The organism is Planococcus citreus (assembly GCF_003664125.1).
GTDB lineage: Bacteria > Bacillota > Bacilli > Bacillales_A > Planococcaceae > Planococcus > Planococcus citreus.
Map to the genome: position 1 here is coordinate 131,343 of NZ_RCCP01000004.1, position 17,637 is coordinate 148,979.

Below are 17,637 nucleotides of genomic sequence, written 5' to 3' on the forward strand. Positions count from 1 at the left end.
GGCGGGAATCGAGCCTCCTCGTTCGCTACGCTCACTGCGGGGGCTCTCAAACCCGCTAGTCCCACAGGAGTCGAGCGAACGCTTCTCCAAATACTCAGATAGAAAATTGAATTTTAAATGTAAAAAAAGGAATCCCTTTTTTATTCATAGCGGATCATGGACTTCTTCTCTATGTCAGCCTTTTTGTTTTGGATAGATCTAGTTGGCGGTTCCCGGATAAAAGCTGTCGATTTCAAAGCGCCCCGAGCCGGGCAGGCTTTCGAGCAGATCCGGGCCGAACAATGCGGCGGGGGTCCAACTGCCGCCTGGGTAGTCGCCTGACAGTAAGCGCTCTGTCACTTCCAGTGCGCCGTAAACGGTCAGGTCATAGACGTTCGCGGTATCGATTCGGCACGTCTTGACGACACCGTCTGCATTTTTGGCTTGTCCCCAAATGTACGCAGTGCTTCCGGCGCGCTCTTCCTGATCTGGCCCTTGTACGCGTCGCTCGATCCATTTCAGCAAGGGCTGCTTCACTTTTTCAGAAGACAGCAAAGGGCTCGCTGCATTCATGAGCAGTGCCGCTTTGGCAGCAGGTTTCGGTGTCGGAATCCACGCCGTAATATTGGGGATGCCGGTGGTGTAATAAGCAGTAGCCACATCACCCCAGGGAATCGCCATGGCGGATTTTTGGCCGCGCCCGAAATCGATCACCCGCTGGTGCTTGCCGATCGCGACAGCGGTCAGCTGCCCATCTTTGCGGATGATATTGCCTCCGCCTAGCCCTTCGACCATCGTCTTCATCGTGCCTGGAGAGATGCCGGAATCCGAATCGAAACCAAGTGCGAGCTCGACGGCATCGGGTAATGCTTGTTTCAACTTCAGGGCGGTGCAATCGGTAGGGATGACATCGAAGCCCACTCCGGAACATAAAATGATATTTTTCTTTTGCGCTTCTTTGTGCAAAGAGTGGGTATGTTCGAACACACTGATCTCCCCAGTGATGTCGAGATAATGGGCGCCGGCTTCCAAGCAGGCGTGGATCATCGGTTTGCTGGTCTTTTCGAATGGGCCGGCGCAATGCAGCACGAGATCGATGCCCTTTAAATGCTCAGCTGTCTGGTTATTCAATTCGAAAATGCGAAATTCCAAGCCGAGTTCTTCGGCGATCGGCTGCACTTTTTCTTTGCTGCGCCCAGCTAGGACCGGGCGCAATCCGCGTTCGACTGCTTCTTGTGCGATCAACTTTCCTGTATAGCCTGTCGCTCCGTACAATAGCCATGTAGTCATTGTTATGGTCTCCTCGTTATTCGGCATCTTTCTTGTGTTCTTCAATAAGCAGGAAATTCCTGTCTCTTTCTTGAAACTAATAAGAACAACTTTCCAATTGAAAATACGAACAAACGTTTGATTTTAGTTGCGCCAGTCATGTAGAATGAAGGAAATGATCTGAAGGAGGAATTTTCGATGAAAAATATTCATTTGATTCCATACCGCGTTGAACAAGTGACGGCCGCACCGCCGCGCATCCCGGAAGGCGTACGGATGATCCAGGCTCCTGAAGTGTGGGAGAATGCCGAACACGGCAAAGGCAACGTGGTCGCCGTACTGGATACAGGCTGTCAGACCGATCACCCCGATCTGGAGGCGCGAATTGTGGGCGGACGAAACTTCACGCATGATGACGGAGGGGACCCAGAACGATTCGAGGATTATAACGGGCATGGCACCCACGTCGCCGGGACGATCGCCGCTTCCTTAAGAGACGAGGATGGCGTAGTGGGCGTAGCGCCGCTTGCTGATCTGCTCGTTGTCAAAGTACTCGATAAAGAAGGCAGCGGCAGCTATGAAGGAATCATTGGAGGCATTCATTATGCCATCGATTGGCGCGGTCCGGAAGGGCAAAAGACGACGGTCATTTCGATGTCGCTTGGCGGCCCTGAAGACCACCCTGAATTGTACGAAGCCGTGAAACGGGCGGTGGATGCTGGGATTCCGGTTATCTGTGCAGCTGGAAATGAAGGAGACGATGCGCATGATACCGACGAATTCGCCTACCCTGGCGCGTACGGCGAAGTCATTCAAGTCGGCGCTGTCGATTTCGACCGGCGCATTGCACCGTTCAGCAATACCAATAACGAGATCGATCTTGTAGCGCCGGGCATCAATATCTATTCGACTTACTTGGAAGGGAAATATGCCAGTCTGTCCGGCACTTCGATGGCGACGCCGCATGTGTCGGGAGCCTTGGCATTGATCCGCAATATTTCCGAGCGTGACTTCGACCGGGAGCTGACAGAGGCGGAATTGTATGCGCAGCTTGTCCGGCGCACGATTCCACTTGGTTATCCGAAAACCGCGGAAGGCAATGGTTTATTGGCGCTCGACATCCTCAATAAATTCGAACAATTGTTCAAGATTCTCAGCAATTCTTATGCTAATGGATTGGACCGGTAACTGAAACCATTCAAAAACCCCCAGACACAAAGTCTGGGGGTTTTCTTGCATTTAATCCATCACTGATTTATCCGTTTTCCGCTGCTCTTCAATCCACCACTCAATGTGGTTTTCGTCGAACAGGATCATATCGCCATAAGGCCGGGCATGCGGAATTGTTCGTTCCGACAGGAGCTGCTGAATCTGCTCTTCTGTCATGGGGCAACTTCGCTGCTCCAGATATTCGAGCAATTTCGGTATTCCCTGGATCTTCCCCATTTAATCACCTCCCACAAAATCTTCCTTGCAGAAGCAAAGAAAATTCAGTACGAGTTATTAAACGGTTTGCTGAAGATTCTATTCCCATATTTTCTAGAGGTTAATCCTAAAAAATGAAAAACTTTTAAAGCACAAAGTGGAACGGGGCAAACTCCTCCCGCTCGCTGCGCGAATATGTTAGAATTTCCCCATATGTTAAAAACTATGTAAGGCAGTAAAAGTGCTTTTAAGAAGAGAAGGTGCAGATAGATGAAAGTCGGAATAGATGCGGGCGGGACACTGATCAAGGTGGCCTATACCGATGGGGGCCCGATTCATTTTGCAAAATACCCGATTGCTGAAATCAGTTTGGTAGCGGAGTGGATCAACGGGCTTTCGGCTAGTGAAGTATGTTTGACCGGCGGTAAATCAGGTGTGCTTGCGTCGCTGCTGGAGAAATCCGTCCAGGAAATGGTGGAATTTGAAGCGACTCATTTGGGCGTCCAAGTCTTGCTTGAACGCATGGGGCTTCACGAGGAAGCTTATTTGGTCACCAATGTCGGAACCGGCACGTCAATCCACTGCGTGCAGGATAATACGCAGGAGCGTCTCGGCGGTACCGGAATCGGGGGCGGCACGCTGATCGGCCTCAGCCATTTACTGACGGGGATCACCAGCTTCGATGAAATCGTTGAACACGCGAAGCGCGGATCGCGTGAACGCATCGATTTGAAAGTGAAACATATCTATGAGGGCAAAGAGCCGCCGATTTCGGGTGAGTTGACTGCCAGTAATTTTGGGCAAGACCTGTTCTCCATTTCACATGAATTGTCGAAAGAGGAACTGCTTGCAACAGTCATCGGATTGGTCGGTGAAACGGTCAGCACAGTCAGTGTTCATGCAGCGCGCCAATGCCGCAGTTCGACGATTGTCTATATCGGGTCTTCATTCAGCGACAATGCCCTTTTGAAAGAAGTTGTCACAAGCTACACCATTCTGCGTGGCTCGACGCCGTTGTTCCCGGATAACGGCGAATATTCCGGCGCAGTCGGGGCTTTATCTGTTTTGGAATAAAAAAAGAGCATCAGCCTTGATGCTCTTTTTCTTCGTTATTGATCGATGATTTCCAGCTTTTCGCGAATATCGGTGCGGGCTTGTTTTTCCGGCACGTGGGCAGGGTAGCCCATCATCATGGTCGCAACGATTTTTTCGCCTGGTTGGACCCCGATGGCTTCACGGAAGACGGGGCTGTAAATCCAGTCGTTCGAACGCCAAATCATGCCGATGCCACGTTGCCAAGCAGCCAATTGGAAGTTTTGCAGCATGGAACTAAGCGCACCGTAATCTTCATCGAAGCGTCGCTGACGCGGGTCGACTGGCATGATGGCGACCAAATGGAGCGGGATGTCACGGAAATACTGAGCTTTATTGAGCGCTTTTTGCGGAATATCGCCATCCGGTGTTTTCATCGAATCGAGGAATGCTTGGACGAATTTTTCTTTGCCGGCGCCGGCATAGAGCTGGAAGCGCCAAGGTTCGTTCACTTTATGGTTAGGTGCCCATTTGGCGATATTCAGCAAGTCGATGATCTCTTCGACATCGACAGCGTCTGGTTTGAATTTTTTGATCGATCTTCTTTCCACGATCAATTGATCAATCGGATTCATCAATTTGAACCTCTCCTATCCTTTAAATGCCTTCGGTTAAATCCTACCACGAATGGCGAAAATCGTGTTGAAAATGACATATTGCCCGATTTGAATTGTGCAACTTCTTGGTAAAATATAAACAGAGGCAATAGGTTGATTAAGATATTTTGAAATTATTACCATTATAGAAAACAGGAAATTATATAAGCAAGGAGTGATTCGGATGAAGAAAGCCGTGGTCATTGGTGGAGGGATTACAGGCCTTTCCGCCATACATTATTTAGAGCGGATGAAAAAGCAGTACGGGCTCGAGTTGGAATTGGAGCTTGTTGAAAAAGATGAGGAGCTGGGCGGGAAGATCCGCACGGTAAAAAAAGAGGGCTTTACGATGGAGGTAGGGGCGGATTCCATCGTCGCGAGACATGCCAGCGTATTGCCGCTCGTTGAAGAGCTTGGGCTTGAAGAACAGATGGTCTACAATGGGACCGGCATTTCTTATTTGTATACTGACAATCAATTGCATGCCATCCCAAAAGATACAGTATTCGGCATCCCGATGGACCGCGAAGCGCTGTTTAGTTCGACGCTCGTGTCACAGCAGGGAAAAGAGCGGGCGATGCAAGATTTTGAGACCGCAAACGACCGTTTTACGAAAGACAGCTCAATCGGGGAATTCCTGGAAGCGTTTCTCGGCAAAGAATTGGTGGACCGCCAGATTGCGCCTGTCTTGTCCGGCGTTTATTCGGGTTCATTGCGAGAATTGACCTTAGCGTCCACCTTGCCGTATTTAATCGATTATAAAAATGACTACGGCAGCATCATCAAAGGGTTCGAAGCGCATAAGGAAACCTTCCAAGGTGCAGCGAACAAGAAATTCATTTCATTCGACGGAGGGATGGCGGCTTTGATCGACCGCCTCGAAGAACAGATGGAAACGGCTCTCGTCCGAAAAGGCGTCGAGACGAACTCGTTGGAGAAGCGAGACGGACGCTATAAATTAGGCTTTTCAGACGGCACATCGAGCGAGGCGGATTTCATCGTGTTGGCGATTCCGCACCAGCAAGCCCAAGCATTGGTGAAAGACGACACGCTTGATGAGGAATTTGGCCAATTGATCAACTCATCGTTGATCAGCGTGTATCTGGGATACGACTTGCCAGACGAACAATTGCCGGCGGATGGCACCGGCTTTATCGTGTCGGAAGGCAGCGACCTGGCGTGCAATGCCTGCACCTGGACGAGCCGCAAATGGCCGCATACCTCCGCGCAGCAAAAATTATTGGTGCGTTTGTTCTATAAGAGCACAAACCCGCTATTCGCTGAACTGCAAAACAGCTCGGAGGAACAGGTCGCGGCTATAGCGAAAGCGGATATCCAAAAAAGCCTGGGAATCGAGGAACAGCCCGCTGTCGTTGAAATCACGCCGTGGAATGAGCTCATGCCGAACTATCATATGGGCCATAAAACGGCGGTCATGTCGCTTGAAGCGCGTCTAGCTGGTGGCTATCCGGGCGTCTATCTGGCCGGCTCTTCCTATTACGGGGTTGGCATCGGCGCTTGCATCCAAAACGGCAAAGACCTGGCGCAAAAAATCGCACAAGCAATGGGAGAAAGATAGAAAAAACAAAAATACTTGCATCAACACGCAAAAAAGCTCCGGAAAAATTCCGGAGCTTTTTTATATGCCGTATTATCTCATGGCGTTAAGTCGTTTGTAGCTGTCGAAATGCTTGCCCCAATAGCTGTCGTTGAGGCTGGTGATTTGGACGCGGTCCCCGCCGGCATGGATGAAACTATTGTTGCCGACGTAGATACCGACGTGGGAAATCCCTGGGCGGTACGTATTTTTGAAGAATACCAAGTCTCCCGGTTGCGGAGAGCTGACTGTAAATGAACTTGCGTAATAGCCGATTGTGTTCGTGCGCGGGATCGTGATGCCTGCGCGGTTGTAGACATAGTACAAATAGCCGCTGCAGTCGAAGCCGCTTGAAGTAGTGCCGCCCCATGCATAAGGAACTCCGAGCTGCGTGCGTGCGATAGAGAGCACTTGCCCGGCTTTTGAAGAAGAAGCCGGATTGGAAACTTGAACAGGCGAAGGAACAGGAGTCGCGCCTCCTTGGATTTTCAGCACTTGGCCAACGTGGATATTGCTTGTGCTCAAATTATTCCAGCTCATCAATTGCGCAACGGAAACTTTATGGCTTCTGGAAATCTTGCTGAGCGTGTCGCCTGAGACAACACGGTATGTAGTCGTATTGGCTTGTGCTGGCGGTGCAGCGGGGGCCGGTGAAGGCGAAGCAATGACGGCTGATGCCGTGCCGCTAACTTTCAACTTCTGTCCGATGCGGATAGTGGAGTTGCTCAAATTGTTCAATTGCTGGATTTTTGCGACCGATGTGGAGTGTGCCTTGGCAACTTTATAAAGAGTATCACCGGCTTTGACAGTATAAGTGCTAGTCTTTGCGGCAGCTGGTGCGGCCGGGGCGGATGGCGCCGGAGTGCTCGCTGCAGCTGGTGAGGTCAAGCGCAGCACTTGGTTTGGATAGATGGCATCCGTGCTCAGGCGATTCCATGTTTTCAAGTTGGCAACAGATACATCGTTGCTTGAAGCTACTTTCCATAATGTGTCGCCTGGTTTGATTTTGTACGAACTTGCTTCTGTATCCGCAGCCCCTAGTGCCAAAGATAGGACTCCTGCCGTGATTGCCATGCCGATCAGCTTCTTCATGCTCATTCCCCTTTTGGTTTCTGCAACTTAATTTGCGTATGCAATTTTCTTTAAGTGTATTCAGTTTCAAGAATATAGGCAATAAGTTTTATATTACATTTGTGTTACAAAAATCTAAAGGCTTAATTTACAGTTTTATTTTGCCTATAAAAATAATAATGGTAAAAATTCCTTCTAGTCTATTAGATGTGGCTCATAACAAGCTATTCCTAAAACAATTGTTGAAATATTTATTCTAATCTGACATCATGGAAGTAGTTTGTTGGTGAATCACCATTCAGTAGAGGGAGGAAAAAATAATGTATGCGACACTCGGAAGTATATTTGACCATACGGTTTCCCTGCACCCGGAACGTGAAGCGTTTGTCGATTTAAGAAGAAATAAGCGCTGGACGTATGCGCAGTGGCGGGACGACGTGCACCGCTTGGCGAATGCGCTAACGGCAGCTGGTGTCGCTAAAGGGGACCGCGTTTCCACGTATCTTTTCAATAATCAAGAGTTGGCGACTGCATTATTTGCCTGTGCCAAAATTGGCGCAATCTTCAACCCGATCAACTTCCGCCTGAAAGCGGAAGAACTGGCGTTCATCTTAGAAGATGCCAAGCCTGAAGTGGTGCTGTTCGAAGCAGTGCTAGAAGGCGTCGTACAGACCATTGCGCCGCAGTTTCCGGCGGTTCAGTTCTGGACAATCGATGACAAGACGCCATCGTTTGCAAAGAATTATCATGAACAGGTCGCAGGAGCGTCATCGGAAGATCCGGGTGTGGAGTTGGATGAATCGGATACATATGCGATTATGTATACGAGCGGAACGACTGGCCGCCCGAAAGGCGTCATCCACCGCCACCGCAGCATGGCCGAACAGAGCATGATGTGCATCGCCATGCTCAAAACGACAAAGAATGATGTCGGTTTGGTCGCCGCGCCGATGTTCCATTGCGCAGAGTTGCATTGCAACATCATCCCACGCGTCCAGGCGGGGGCATCGAGTATCATCATGCATCAATTCGACCCGTTTTTGGCGCTAGATACGATCGAGAAAGAACGAGTGACGGTGATGTTCGCGGTGCCGACGATGTGGAGCATGATTGCCGAAATCGACGGCGTGCAGCAGAAAGTAAGGAGCTTGACGCGCGGTCTTTACGGCGCGGCCCCGATGGCACCTGTGCTTGTAAAACGTGTCAAAGAGGTGCTTGGCATCGATTTGATCCAGGCATATGGGCAGACGGAAATGGGGCCGGCCATCACTTTTTTATCGGAAGAGGACCAGTTGGCGAAAGCAGGCTCTGCCGGACAACCTGCCTATAATCACGAAATCCGCGTCGTCCGGCCGAATGAAGACGGCCCGTCAGAACCGGAAGATGTGCTTGCGCCTTTTGAAGTCGGAGAAATCATCGTGCGCGGGCCGAGCATGATGGCAGGGTATTTCCAACGCGAAGACGCGACAGAAAAAGCGCTTTATAAAGGCTGGTATCATTCGAGTGACTTGGGCTATATGGATGAACAAGGGTATTTATACGTCGCTGACCGCGTCGATGATATGATTATCAGCGGCGGAGAGAATATCTATCCGCGTGAAGTGGAAGATGCGCTCCATGGCCATGATAAAGTACAGGATGTCGCAGTGCTTGGCGTCCCAGACGAGAAATGGGGCGAATCGGTGTTGGCTTTTGTGGTCTCGAAAGACCCATCATTGACTGAGCAGGATTTGGAAGAATACTGTGTCAATCACGAAAATCTCGCGCGCTACAAGCGCCCGCGCTCGTACCGTTTTGTGGAGGAACTGCCGCGCAATGCTAGCGGAAAGATCCAGAAATTCCTGCTGCGCGAACAATATCGAGAACTATCGTCTTGAATGGGCGATGAGAAAAGAGGGGCAAATATGGTGAAGATGAAGCCTATGGAAGAAACGATCATGGGCGTGCTCGGCATCGAGCTGACGGAGCAGTCTGCTGAACGGATTGTCGCGACGATGCCTGTGCATGCAGCGACGCACCAGCCATTCGGCCTATTACACGGCGGGGCATCGGTGGTTCTCGCAGAGACGGTGGCAAGTTTCGGGACATGGCACGCGATTGACCAGCAAAACGAGATTGCGGTCGGGCTGGAAATCAACGCCAACCACATACGTGGAAAAAAAGATGGCGTCGTGACAGCCATCGGCACGCCGCTTCATAAAGGGCGCACGACGATGATTTGGGATATTAAAATCCTGGATGAAGAAGAGCGGCTCATTTGCGTGTCGCGCTGCACGGTAGCGATTGTCCAAAAACCAACTGAATGATGGCAAAAGGCCGGACCTCGCGCTGAGGCTCCGGCCTTTTTAGCCGCTCCAGAAATTAATTCGTCGAAGCGGCCATGTTATAGTGAAAGAACAAGGAATCCGGGGTCCGGAAAGGCTGTGACAAGTGTTGAAAAGGGAAATTATGCAACAGAGCATTGCGCTATTTGTCGACAAAGGCTATAGCGCAACGTCGATACAAGACATTGTAGATGCGCTCGGCGTGACAAAAGGCTCTTTCTACTATCATTACAAAAGTAAAGACGCATTGTTGATGGACATCCACCAGCAATACATCGATGAATTGCTCGTGCGGCAAAAATTGATCCTGCAGGAGGCGGCGCCGGCGAAGGACAAGCTGGCAGCGATTGTCCGTTTGTTGATCGGCGACATGGAAAAGCAAGGGCCCATTGCCAATGTCTATTTCCGCGAACTGCGTCATTTAAAAGAAGAAAACGCCAAGACGATTCGTGCAAAACGGGCGCAATTCCGCGAACAGATCGAATCGGTCCTGCTGTCAGGCATCGAAAGTGGTGAGTTCCGCAAAGAGTTAAATCCGAAGATGATCGCTTTCGCCGTGCTCGGCGTAACTAATTGGAGCTATCAATGGTTTCAGCCGGGGGGTGAACTGGCGACTGGCGAATTGGCAGAACTTTATACCGATTTCATTCTCCATGGCATTGTGCCAGCGCAAAAGTAAAAGCAGTTATCCATCAAGTCGGATAACTGCTTTTACTTATTCATTTTCTTTCCGTTTCCAGCAAATGATGTTTCAGTTCCATACCACCCCGGAAGCCTGTCACACTGCCGCTTTTCCGGATGACCCGGTGGCAGGGGATGAACAGGAGCAAAGGGTTTGCGCCCACTGCAGAAGCGGCTGCTCGGACAGCTTTCGGTTTGCCGATGCGTTCAGCCAGTTCGGAGTAAGAAATGGTGTGGCCGTAAGGAATTTCCTGCAAGGCTTGCCAGATGGAATGTTGAAATTCAGTACCTGCGATATCAAGAGGCAACGAAGATGTTTCGCGGGAACCTGCAAGCCAAGCTTCGATTGCATATTGATATTCCTTTAATGCTTGTGGGTCTTGGACGAAGTCGGCGCTTGGAAATCGTTTTGCGCAATGCTGCTGCATTTCAATAAGGCCTTCGCCCGGCGAACCGACATAACAAAGACCCTTGCCGCTTTTGGCGAGAAGCAGGCGGAATTCATATTGCTCGGCGTACGCCCAGCGGATGGTCTGTGCCATAGCCATCATCCTTCCGTATTTTAGTTTCAGTATAAGCCCAGCTACGCCGTTTTTCAGCAAGTAGATTTCTTGTTTGAGCTTTTGGAGAACGGGAATACGGGGGATAAGACATAAGGAGGGATCTACATGGCAAGAGACAAGAACAAAGAAAGACTGGAAGAAGAGCGCCGCGAACAAGAGTTGCGTGAAGAACAACAGGCTTTTAAGGACAGTGCCAGAAACCTCGACGAACAGAACCGGATGAACGATACACAGAACCAGCAAAAATAAGCCAAATGCCAAAACTAGCTCGCGCACCGAAAAATCCGGTGGGCGGGCTTTTTTCACTATGCGTGCAAGCATGGTAGTATGGTACATAATACTTTTTTAGGAAAGAGTGGTTTTCATGTTTGACACCCTTGAACAATTGATGGAAGAAAAAGGAATAAACAGCAAGCGTTCGGTCGCATGGAAGAAAATCAGTGAAGAAGAGCGCTTATCGGAAAGATTTCTCGCTGATAATGCGCGTAATCTCCATTGGCAGCTGGTTTCCAAGCATCAACCACTGTCCGAAGAGTTTATCCGCCAATACAGCGGCTTTCTTTACTGGGATGAAATCCTCCGCCATCAGCGAGTATCGGAGCGCTTTCTAGAAGAATTTTCAGTCCCTGAAAAGTGGCAGCCCGAAGAAAGCCAGCTATCCCCAAAGCAGTTGAAAGCCTTGGAAGCGCATGGCCAGCCTTTTGATGAACGGGAATACTGGAAGCTCGTATCCACCAAACGCTTATCGCCGATGTTCATCGAGAAGCACCAGGACCAAGTCGATTGGCAGACGCTCAGCGACCAGCAGGAATTGCCGATGACATTAATTGGCCGCCACGCCGATAAAGTCGATTGGCTCGCTGTGACGCGTGGACAAAAATTGACAGAACGGTTTATCGAAAAGCACAAAGGGCAAGTAGAATGGGAAACGCTGTCGTTCCATCAGGCGTTGTCGGAGCGGTTCATCAATCGGCATAGCGATAAGATGGCGGCGATTTCTGCGGAACAGCCGCGCTCGGAAGCCTTTCTCTACATGCATCTGGAAAAGATGGACCCAGAGACGATTCTGGCGTGCCAGCAGATTGGCGAGGCAGTGGAATACGAGAGCTTCAAAGTCTATAGCATTTCCCGTAATAGCCGGAAAAAATACATCGTGGAGTTCAATCATTACGATGAACCGGATTCCCCTCGTTTTCTAAAACTGGACGATGAAGGCTTCTATGATTTGCTGGAAGAGTACGAGTTGCAGGAACATATTGAAGCGGATTTCCCGGAACTTTTGTTCATCGAAGAAATGCGCTTCTGACCAAACGCACCCAATAGTGGGTGCGTTTTTTTAAATTGGCTGAAGGGATTTGTGGACGCTGGCAGGCTTGTGTTTTCCGGCATCCCGTTTATAATGGGAAGAAAAATTGAAAGTTGGGACTATGCATGGCGATGACCGATTTGACGATTGCAAAAGAAGCGGCTATCCGGCCGATCCAGAAAATTGCACAGCAAGCTGGGATTGCGGAAGACGCTTTGGAATTATACGGAAAATACAAAGCGAAAATCGATGTGAATAAATTGCCGAAAACCACGAAGGACGGAAAAGTCGTACTTGTGACGGCGATCAGCCCGACACCGGCAGGCGAAGGAAAATCAACGGTGACAGTGGGACTTGCGGATGCATTGAGACAAAGCGGCGAGTCGGTCATGGTGGCGCTTCGCGAACCTTCTCTCGGACCGGTGATGGGGGTCAAAGGCGGCGCGACAGGCGGCGGCTTTGCACAAGTATTGCCGATGGAAGACATCAATCTTCATTTCACGGGCGATATTCACGCCATCACGTCGGCAAACAATGCGCTCGCTGCATTAATTGACAACCATTTGCACCAGGGGAATGCACTTCGCATCGACCCACGCCGCATTACATGGAAGCGTGCGCTGGACATGAACGACCGGGCGCTGCGTCACGTGACGATCGGTCTCGGCGGCCCTGCGCAAGGCGTGCCGCGTGAAGATGGTTTCGATATAACGGTCGCATCGGAAATCATGGCGGTGCTGTGCCTCGCCACTTCTCGCGAAGACTTGAAAGAACGCTTGGCCCGCATGGTGATCGGCTATACGTATGACCGCGAGCCGATCACAGTGAGAGATTTGGAAGCACAAGGTGCGCTCGCGCTGCTCTTGAAAGAAGCATTCAAGCCCAATTTGGTGCAGACGATCGAAGGAACGCCCGCGATCATTCACGGCGGTCCGTTTGCGAACATCGCGCATGGCTGCAATTCCTTGATGGCGACGAACACGGCGAGAAGCCTGGCGGATGTCGTGGTCACAGAAGCTGGCTTCGGCGCGGACCTTGGCGCTGAAAAATTCATGCACATCAAATCAAGAAAAGGCGGCTTCCATCCGGATGCGGTCGTCATCGTTGCGACAGTGCGTGCGCTGAAAATGCACGGCGGCGTGGATAAGAAAGAGCTCGGCGCAGAAGACGCGGATGCGGTGCGCCGCGGCATCGTCAATTTGGCGAAACACGTGGAGACAATCCGCCAGTTTGGCATCGAGCCGGTCGTAGCACTCAATCGCTTCACGGGCGATAGCGATGCGGAACTCGCGCAAGTGATGGACTGGGCGAAAGCGGAAGAAGTCGCGATTGCGCTGACGGAAGTATGGGGCAAAGGGGGCGCCGGCGGGCTTGAACTTGCAGAACTCGTCAAACGGCAACTCGATAAAGGCGCTGATTTCGGCTATCTGTATGCAGAAGAAGACGCCGTCGAAGAAAAGCTTCGGACAATCGTTCAGAAAGTCTACGGCGGTGCGGATGTCCAGTTGACGGATAAAGCAAAGAAACAATTGGCCGAACTGAAAAAGTACGGCTGGGACGCATTGCCGATTTGCATGGCGAAAACGCAATATTCCTTGTCGGATCAGCCGAAACTGCTCGGGCGCCCGGAAGGCTTCACGGTGACGATCCGCGAATTGATCCCGAAGCTCGGCGCAGGATTCATCGTCTGCCTGACAGGAGATATCATGACCATGCCAGGCCTGCCAAAATCACCTGCTGCACTCAATATGGATGTGGCAGAAGACGGGCAAGCGCTCGGATTGTTCTGATGACAGCCAGCGTGCAAATTGTGGATTATGTCGAACAAGGCCAATCCCTCTATATTCAATTGAAAGTGGTGGATGCAGAGACAGGGGCGTCGGTTGAAGGCGAGGTCCGTTTTCTGGGAGAATTGCTTTACGGAGAATTGATTCACGAAAAGAAATCACCGCTGACAGACACGACGCGTATTGAAACGATCGCTTATTTGAGAACCCATTTCGGAAGATGATTTCCGGAGTGGGTTTTTCTTCGGCTTTAGTGACTGAATATTCAATTATTAATGGTCGCTTCCATGCCGAATGTGCTAAGGTGAAAGAAATGAATAGGCTGAATGAATAATCGATTCAAAAAGGAGCGGTTGCCATGAAACTGCAGTCTACACGAAGCGAGCAAAAACATTTATCAGTGGCGGCGTATAACGGGGGATTTGCGCTTGTGCGGGAGATGCGTTATTTGAAATCGGACGGCCCAGTGGAAGAAGTGCAATTTTTGGATGTTGCCGAACGGGTGGAGACGGATTCGATCATTGTGAAAGGGCTCGATGTCCTGGAGCAGAATTACGATTATGACCTGGCCAGCAAAGGGAAATTATTGGAACGCTATATCAACCGCAATGTCCATGTGCGCAACAACGAAACTGGGGAAGAGCTGGAGATGCGCCTGCTCAGCGTGTCGGAATGCATCATCGGCGAACGGGCCGATACGAAAGAAATCGTCATCGATCCGGCCGGGGAACTGATTCTTCCGGCATTGCCGGAAGGCTTATTGCTGAAACCGGCACTGGTGTGGAAAATAGCGACAGCAGCGGTGGACCAGGAAATCAGGGTTTCGTATTTGACGAAAAGCCTGGAATGGCATGCCCATTACACATTGGAGATCAAAGACGACGGGTTCCAATTTGACGGCTGGGTGAAGATTTTGAATCATAGCGGCGCACATTACGAGAAAGCAGAGCTTGCTTTGGTGGCTGGTGATGTACATCGGGAACGGGAGATGAATAATGGCGATTCGCCGATATTGTATTCGCGCATGCAAGAGTCCTTGATTACAGCGGAAACCTTGCCGGACCGTCTTGTCTACCGGATCAACCGGCCAGTCACCGTCATGAACGAACAGCTTAAGCAATTATCGCTATTCTCGGGGCACGGCGCACAATTCAAACGGGCTTATCAAGTGAGGTCAGGCGATACACATGCAGATATCCAACTCGAATTTCCCAACACGAGCGAAAACGGGCTCGGCATGCCGCTTCCGGAAGGCGTGGTGAAAGTATACGAAGCCGGGGATTCAGGTGAAGTGTTTTTCACCGGCGAAGATCGAATCGAACACACCGCGCCTGGGAAAAACCTGCGTGTCCATATCGGAAAAGCGACGGACATCACGAGCGACAGCTATGAAAAATTGCGTGAAAAGCATGGCGTCCATGAATACATCACTTATGTGTACAAACTTGAAAATGAAAAGACGGAAAGCATCCGTTTACTGGTCGAACACGTAATAGTTGAGCCCATCTGGGAAATGGAATCGTCCAGCCACGATTATGAACGGAAAAGCAGTTCGAAAGTGGAATTCGTCGTGCGGATCCAGCCCGAGGCCACGGTAGAATTGGAGTTCACGTACAAAGTCGATAAACGGCGAGAAGAGCGAGGCTATTAGAAAAAAGGAGGAGAACATCATGGAAGTCGCATCAGTCAATGGACGCATACATGTGAGGAACTTGGCCGCAAGCATACTGGTCCCAGTCGTCGGCGGATCGATTGTCGGAGCGCTCGCCAATAGAGGCACCCGCGAGCAATACGAGCGGCTGAAAAACCCTTCATTTGCGCCGCCGGGTTGGGTGTTCCCGGTCGTCTGGACAGCGTTGTACAAAATGATGGGCGTCGCCAAATACCGCGCGCAAGAAACAGCCAAACCACTCGGGCGGGAGCGTCAGGTGCTGGCCCCGTATGAACTTCAGCTCGGCTTGAATTTCCTGTGGTCATTTTTGTTCTTTAAATGGGGTCTTCGGGGGACGGCGCTCATCGAAATGGCGGCGCTTCTCGGTGCAGTCATTTGGGCGGCGTATGAATTCTATCAAGTCGATCAGCTGGCCGGAGTGTTGATGGTGCCGTATATCGCCTGGGTGGCGTTTGCGCTCGGGTTGAATTATTCATTCTGGCAGTTGAATAAATGATCGCCCGAAGTGTCGGAATCCCCAGCGGTTTCGGCACTTTTGTCCATTTTTTGACCTGGTTTTAAAAAAGTATTTCAAACACTGCAAACTGTTAAAAAATTATGATGCATAGTGGTAAGAAAACGACTACAATGAAGGAAGTTGACAACGTTCGAGGCATGGCCTTTTTGGGACTGTTGAAATCAACGCAGTTGAATGGTATCAGGAGGGAAATCAATGTTAAAAGATGTGTTTATCGGCTTGTCTCAAAACCGTCTCCTTACGGCTGCGGCCAAAAAGTACGGCTTGAAATTGGGTGCCCAAACCGTAGTGGCCGGGACCAATATCGAAGAGACCATTAAAAGTATCCGCAGTTTGAATGCGCAGGGAATCAGCGCGACGGTCGACAACCTGGGTGAGTTCGTTTTCGAAAAGGAAGCAGCGCTCGAAGCGAAAGAGAATATCATGGATATGATCGAAGCGATCCACAAGAATAAAGTCGATGCCCATATTTCTTTGAAACCGACCCAGCTCGGCTTGGATATCGATTATGATTTCTGCCTGGAAAACTTGAAAGACATTGTCGCACTTGCCCATAACTACCATATGCACATCAATATCGATATGGAAGATTACGGACATGTCCAGCCGTCGTACGATCTTTTGAATGCGCTTTCGAAAGACTATGATAATATCGGAACGGTCATCCAAGCGTATTTCTTCCGTGCCATGGACGATCTGCAGGAACATAAAGACTTCCGCCTTCGCATCGTCAAAGGCGCTTACAAAGAGCCGGCAGATGTTGCTTACCAGACGCGCGAAGAAATCGATGAAAACTTCATCAAATTGATCGAGTATCATTTGCTGAACGGCAAATTCACGTCGATCGCGACACACGACCATCACATCATCAATCATGTCGAAGCCTTCATCAAAGAACATGATATTTCATACGATAAATTTGAATTCCAGATGCTTTATGGCTTCCGCAAAGAGTTGCAGCGTGAGCTTGCGAATAAAGGCTATAACTTCTGCACATACGTGCCGTTCGGCGATGACTGGTATGCCTATTTCATGCGCCGTCTGGCCGAGCGGCCGCAAAACTTGAATCTCGTATTCAAGCAAGTGTTCACGAAAAAGAACAATATCGCTATCGGGGCGCTTGCCGGAGCATTCATCCTGGGCCGCGCCACCAAAAAGCGCAAGTAAACAAAGGCGTCTCTTCCGGAGGCGCTTTTTTCAATTCCTAAAAAAATGGAGGTGTGTAAGCATGTACAAAACGACAATTACGCCGCGTGTCTCTGAGACCGATGCGGTCGGCCATATCAACAACACGAGTTTGCCGGTCTGGTTCGAAGCCGGCCGCAATCCGCTCTTTGAATTATTTACGCCGGACCACGATTTCTCCAAGTGGAAAATGGTCATCGTCAAAACGACGCTCGAATTCACCGGGCAAGTATATTTCGGAAAAGACGCCGAAGTCCATACTTGGGTCGAGCGCATTGGCAACAGCAGCCTCGAGTTGTACGAGGAACTGCACCAGGAAGGGCGCTTATGCGCAAAAAACCGCGCCGTCTATGTCAATTTCAATCTGGCACAGCAGCACAGTGAGCCGATTCCGCCCCAAATCCGCGCTGAACTGAACAAGCATTTGCGTGAGGCGAACGGACACTAAACTATATAAGTTAAATCATTACCTACACGAAACGATATTTCAAAAAAACGGAAATCATCAAATCACACCCTATTCGTTCATTAGCAGGTGAAGTTGAAAAACCCACTATTTTATTGTTTGTCTAC

Annotated in this window: 19 protein-coding genes; 14 read left to right on the forward strand and 5 right to left on the reverse strand. The window is 50.2% G+C overall.

Going from position 1 to position 17,637, the window contains the following annotated elements; all coding sequences use genetic code 11:
• Positions 1-198: 198 nt before the first annotated feature.
• The gene (locus tag DFR62_RS12905) at positions 199-1,269 is read right to left on the reverse strand and encodes a saccharopine dehydrogenase family protein (RefSeq protein WP_121300764.1); all 1,071 of its coding nucleotides are present in this window, start codon (positions 1,267-1,269) and stop codon (positions 199-201) included.
• A 177-nt stretch (positions 1,270-1,446) separates the two neighbouring features.
• Between DFR62_RS12905 and DFR62_RS12910 the strand changes: the two genes are divergently transcribed.
• Complete coding sequence (locus DFR62_RS12910; RefSeq protein WP_121300765.1) at positions 1,447-2,436, forward strand: S8 family peptidase; 990 nt, start codon at positions 1,447-1,449, stop codon at positions 2,434-2,436.
• A 51-nt stretch (positions 2,437-2,487) separates the two neighbouring features.
• Here DFR62_RS12910 and DFR62_RS12915 read toward each other — a convergent pair whose 3' ends face one another.
• Positions 2,488-2,694, reverse strand: coding sequence for a hypothetical protein (locus DFR62_RS12915; protein WP_121300766.1), 207 nt, complete (start codon positions 2,692-2,694; stop codon positions 2,488-2,490).
• Between the two features lie 249 nt (positions 2,695-2,943).
• Here DFR62_RS12915 and coaW point away from each other — a divergent pair, with 249 nt between their 5' ends.
• Entirely contained in the window at positions 2,944-3,747 is an 804-nt protein-coding gene (gene coaW, locus DFR62_RS12920) for a type II pantothenate kinase (protein WP_121300767.1), read from the forward strand.
• 35 nt (positions 3,748-3,782) lie between these two features.
• On the opposite strand, the gene DFR62_RS12925 is transcribed toward coaW, so the two are convergent.
• Complete coding sequence (locus tag DFR62_RS12925) at positions 3,783-4,340, reverse strand: nitroreductase family protein (RefSeq protein WP_121300768.1); 558 nt, start codon at positions 4,338-4,340, stop codon at positions 3,783-3,785.
• 205 nt (positions 4,341-4,545) lie between these two features.
• Here DFR62_RS12925 and DFR62_RS12930 point away from each other — a divergent pair, with 205 nt between their 5' ends.
• Entirely contained in the window at positions 4,546-5,940 is a 1,395-nt protein-coding gene (locus DFR62_RS12930) for a protoporphyrinogen oxidase (protein WP_121300769.1), read from the forward strand.
• Positions 5,941-6,012: 72 nt separating this feature from the next.
• On the opposite strand, the gene DFR62_RS12935 is transcribed toward DFR62_RS12930, so the two are convergent.
• The gene (locus tag DFR62_RS12935) at positions 6,013-7,050 is read right to left on the reverse strand and encodes a C40 family peptidase (protein ID WP_121300770.1); all 1,038 of its coding nucleotides are present in this window, start codon (positions 7,048-7,050) and stop codon (positions 6,013-6,015) included.
• Positions 7,051-7,349: 299 nt separating this feature from the next.
• On the opposite strand from DFR62_RS12935, the gene DFR62_RS12940 reads away from it, so the two are divergent.
• The 3 genes from DFR62_RS12940 to DFR62_RS12950 all read left to right on the forward strand — a co-directional run bounded on the left by DFR62_RS12940 (position 7,350) and on the right by DFR62_RS12950 (position 10,032).
• On the forward strand, positions 7,350-8,906 hold the full coding sequence (locus DFR62_RS12940) for a fatty acid--CoA ligase (RefSeq protein ID WP_121300771.1): 1,557 nt from the start codon (positions 7,350-7,352) through the stop codon (positions 8,904-8,906).
• Between the two features lie 45 nt (positions 8,907-8,951).
• Positions 8,952-9,335 carry a hotdog fold thioesterase gene (locus DFR62_RS12945; RefSeq protein ID WP_206662496.1) on the forward strand — a complete coding sequence of 128 codons (384 nt, stop codon included), beginning with the start codon at positions 8,952-8,954 and terminating at the stop codon, positions 9,333-9,335.
• A 142-nt stretch (positions 9,336-9,477) separates the two neighbouring features.
• Positions 9,478-10,032 carry a TetR/AcrR family transcriptional regulator gene (locus tag DFR62_RS12950; RefSeq protein WP_121300772.1) on the forward strand — a complete coding sequence of 185 codons (555 nt, stop codon included), beginning with the start codon at positions 9,478-9,480 and terminating at the stop codon, positions 10,030-10,032.
• A gap of 40 nt (positions 10,033-10,072) precedes the next feature.
• On the opposite strand, the gene DFR62_RS12955 is transcribed toward DFR62_RS12950, so the two are convergent.
• Complete coding sequence (locus DFR62_RS12955) at positions 10,073-10,576, reverse strand: methylated-DNA--[protein]-cysteine S-methyltransferase (RefSeq protein ID WP_121300773.1); 504 nt, start codon at positions 10,574-10,576, stop codon at positions 10,073-10,075.
• A 126-nt stretch (positions 10,577-10,702) separates the two neighbouring features.
• Between DFR62_RS12955 and DFR62_RS17420 the strand changes: the two genes are divergently transcribed.
• The 8 genes from DFR62_RS17420 (at position 10,703) to DFR62_RS12990 (ending at position 17,512) form a co-directional block, all read left to right on the forward strand.
• Entirely contained in the window at positions 10,703-10,846 is a 144-nt protein-coding gene (locus DFR62_RS17420; protein WP_157073521.1) for a hypothetical protein, read from the forward strand.
• A 115-nt stretch (positions 10,847-10,961) separates the two neighbouring features.
• Positions 10,962-11,903, forward strand: a complete 942-nt coding sequence (locus DFR62_RS12960; RefSeq protein ID WP_121300774.1) for a hypothetical protein — start codon at positions 10,962-10,964, stop codon at positions 11,901-11,903.
• A gap of 125 nt (positions 11,904-12,028) precedes the next feature.
• Positions 12,029-13,693: a formate--tetrahydrofolate ligase gene (locus DFR62_RS12965; protein ID WP_121300775.1), complete on the forward strand. Its 1,665-nt coding sequence runs from the start codon at positions 12,029-12,031 to the stop codon at positions 13,691-13,693.
• Positions 13,693-13,914 (forward strand): hypothetical protein, encoded by a 222-nt coding sequence (locus tag DFR62_RS12970; protein WP_121300776.1) that lies wholly within the window; start codon positions 13,693-13,695, stop codon positions 13,912-13,914. Before DFR62_RS12965 ends, DFR62_RS12970 begins: the two co-directional genes overlap by 1 nt.
• Positions 13,915-14,048: 134 nt before the next feature.
• Entirely contained in the window at positions 14,049-15,341 is a 1,293-nt protein-coding gene (locus DFR62_RS12975) for a DUF4139 domain-containing protein (protein WP_121300777.1), read from the forward strand.
• A 19-nt stretch (positions 15,342-15,360) separates the two neighbouring features.
• Positions 15,361-15,858: a TspO/MBR family protein gene (locus DFR62_RS12980; RefSeq protein ID WP_121300778.1), complete on the forward strand. Its 498-nt coding sequence runs from the start codon at positions 15,361-15,363 to the stop codon at positions 15,856-15,858.
• 216 nt (positions 15,859-16,074) lie between these two features.
• Positions 16,075-17,046 carry a proline dehydrogenase family protein gene (locus DFR62_RS12985; protein ID WP_121300779.1) on the forward strand — a complete coding sequence of 324 codons (972 nt, stop codon included), beginning with the start codon at positions 16,075-16,077 and terminating at the stop codon, positions 17,044-17,046.
• Positions 17,047-17,107: 61 nt separating this feature from the next.
• Positions 17,108-17,512, forward strand: coding sequence for an acyl-CoA thioesterase (locus DFR62_RS12990; RefSeq protein ID WP_121300780.1), 405 nt, complete (start codon positions 17,108-17,110; stop codon positions 17,510-17,512).
• Positions 17,513-17,637 lie beyond the last annotated feature (125 nt).

Bases quoted from the DNA above. Each gene is read 5' to 3' on its own strand.
- DFR62_RS12905 (WP_121300764.1), bottom strand. From the start codon at position 1,269: ATGACTACATGGCTATTGTACGGAGCGACAGGCTATACAGGAAAGTTG.
- DFR62_RS12910 (WP_121300765.1), top strand. From the start codon at position 1,447: ATGAAAAATATTCATTTGATTCCATACCGCGTTGAACAAGTGACGGCC.
- DFR62_RS12915 (WP_121300766.1), bottom strand. From the start codon at position 2,694: ATGGGGAAGATCCAGGGAATACCGAAATTGCTCGAATATCTGGAGCAG.
- coaW (WP_121300767.1), top strand. From the start codon at position 2,944: ATGAAAGTCGGAATAGATGCGGGCGGGACACTGATCAAGGTGGCCTAT.
- DFR62_RS12925 (WP_121300768.1), bottom strand. From the start codon at position 4,340: ATGAATCCGATTGATCAATTGATCGTGGAAAGAAGATCGATCAAAAAA.
- DFR62_RS12930 (WP_121300769.1), top strand. From the start codon at position 4,546: ATGAAGAAAGCCGTGGTCATTGGTGGAGGGATTACAGGCCTTTCCGCC.
- DFR62_RS12935 (WP_121300770.1), bottom strand. From the start codon at position 7,050: ATGAAGAAGCTGATCGGCATGGCAATCACGGCAGGAGTCCTATCTTTG.
- DFR62_RS12940 (WP_121300771.1), top strand. From the start codon at position 7,350: ATGTATGCGACACTCGGAAGTATATTTGACCATACGGTTTCCCTGCAC.
- DFR62_RS12945 (WP_206662496.1), top strand. From the start codon at position 8,952: ATGGAAGAAACGATCATGGGCGTGCTCGGCATCGAGCTGACGGAGCAG.
- DFR62_RS12950 (WP_121300772.1), top strand. From the start codon at position 9,478: ATGCAACAGAGCATTGCGCTATTTGTCGACAAAGGCTATAGCGCAACG.
- DFR62_RS12955 (WP_121300773.1), bottom strand. From the start codon at position 10,576: ATGGCACAGACCATCCGCTGGGCGTACGCCGAGCAATATGAATTCCGC.
- DFR62_RS17420 (WP_157073521.1), top strand. From the start codon at position 10,703: ATGGCAAGAGACAAGAACAAAGAAAGACTGGAAGAAGAGCGCCGCGAA.
- DFR62_RS12960 (WP_121300774.1), top strand. From the start codon at position 10,962: ATGTTTGACACCCTTGAACAATTGATGGAAGAAAAAGGAATAAACAGC.
- DFR62_RS12965 (WP_121300775.1), top strand. From the start codon at position 12,029: ATGGCGATGACCGATTTGACGATTGCAAAAGAAGCGGCTATCCGGCCG.
- DFR62_RS12970 (WP_121300776.1), top strand. From the start codon at position 13,693: ATGACAGCCAGCGTGCAAATTGTGGATTATGTCGAACAAGGCCAATCC.
- DFR62_RS12975 (WP_121300777.1), top strand. From the start codon at position 14,049: ATGAAACTGCAGTCTACACGAAGCGAGCAAAAACATTTATCAGTGGCG.
- DFR62_RS12980 (WP_121300778.1), top strand. From the start codon at position 15,361: ATGGAAGTCGCATCAGTCAATGGACGCATACATGTGAGGAACTTGGCC.
- DFR62_RS12985 (WP_121300779.1), top strand. From the start codon at position 16,075: ATGTTAAAAGATGTGTTTATCGGCTTGTCTCAAAACCGTCTCCTTACG.
- DFR62_RS12990 (WP_121300780.1), top strand. From the start codon at position 17,108: ATGTACAAAACGACAATTACGCCGCGTGTCTCTGAGACCGATGCGGTC.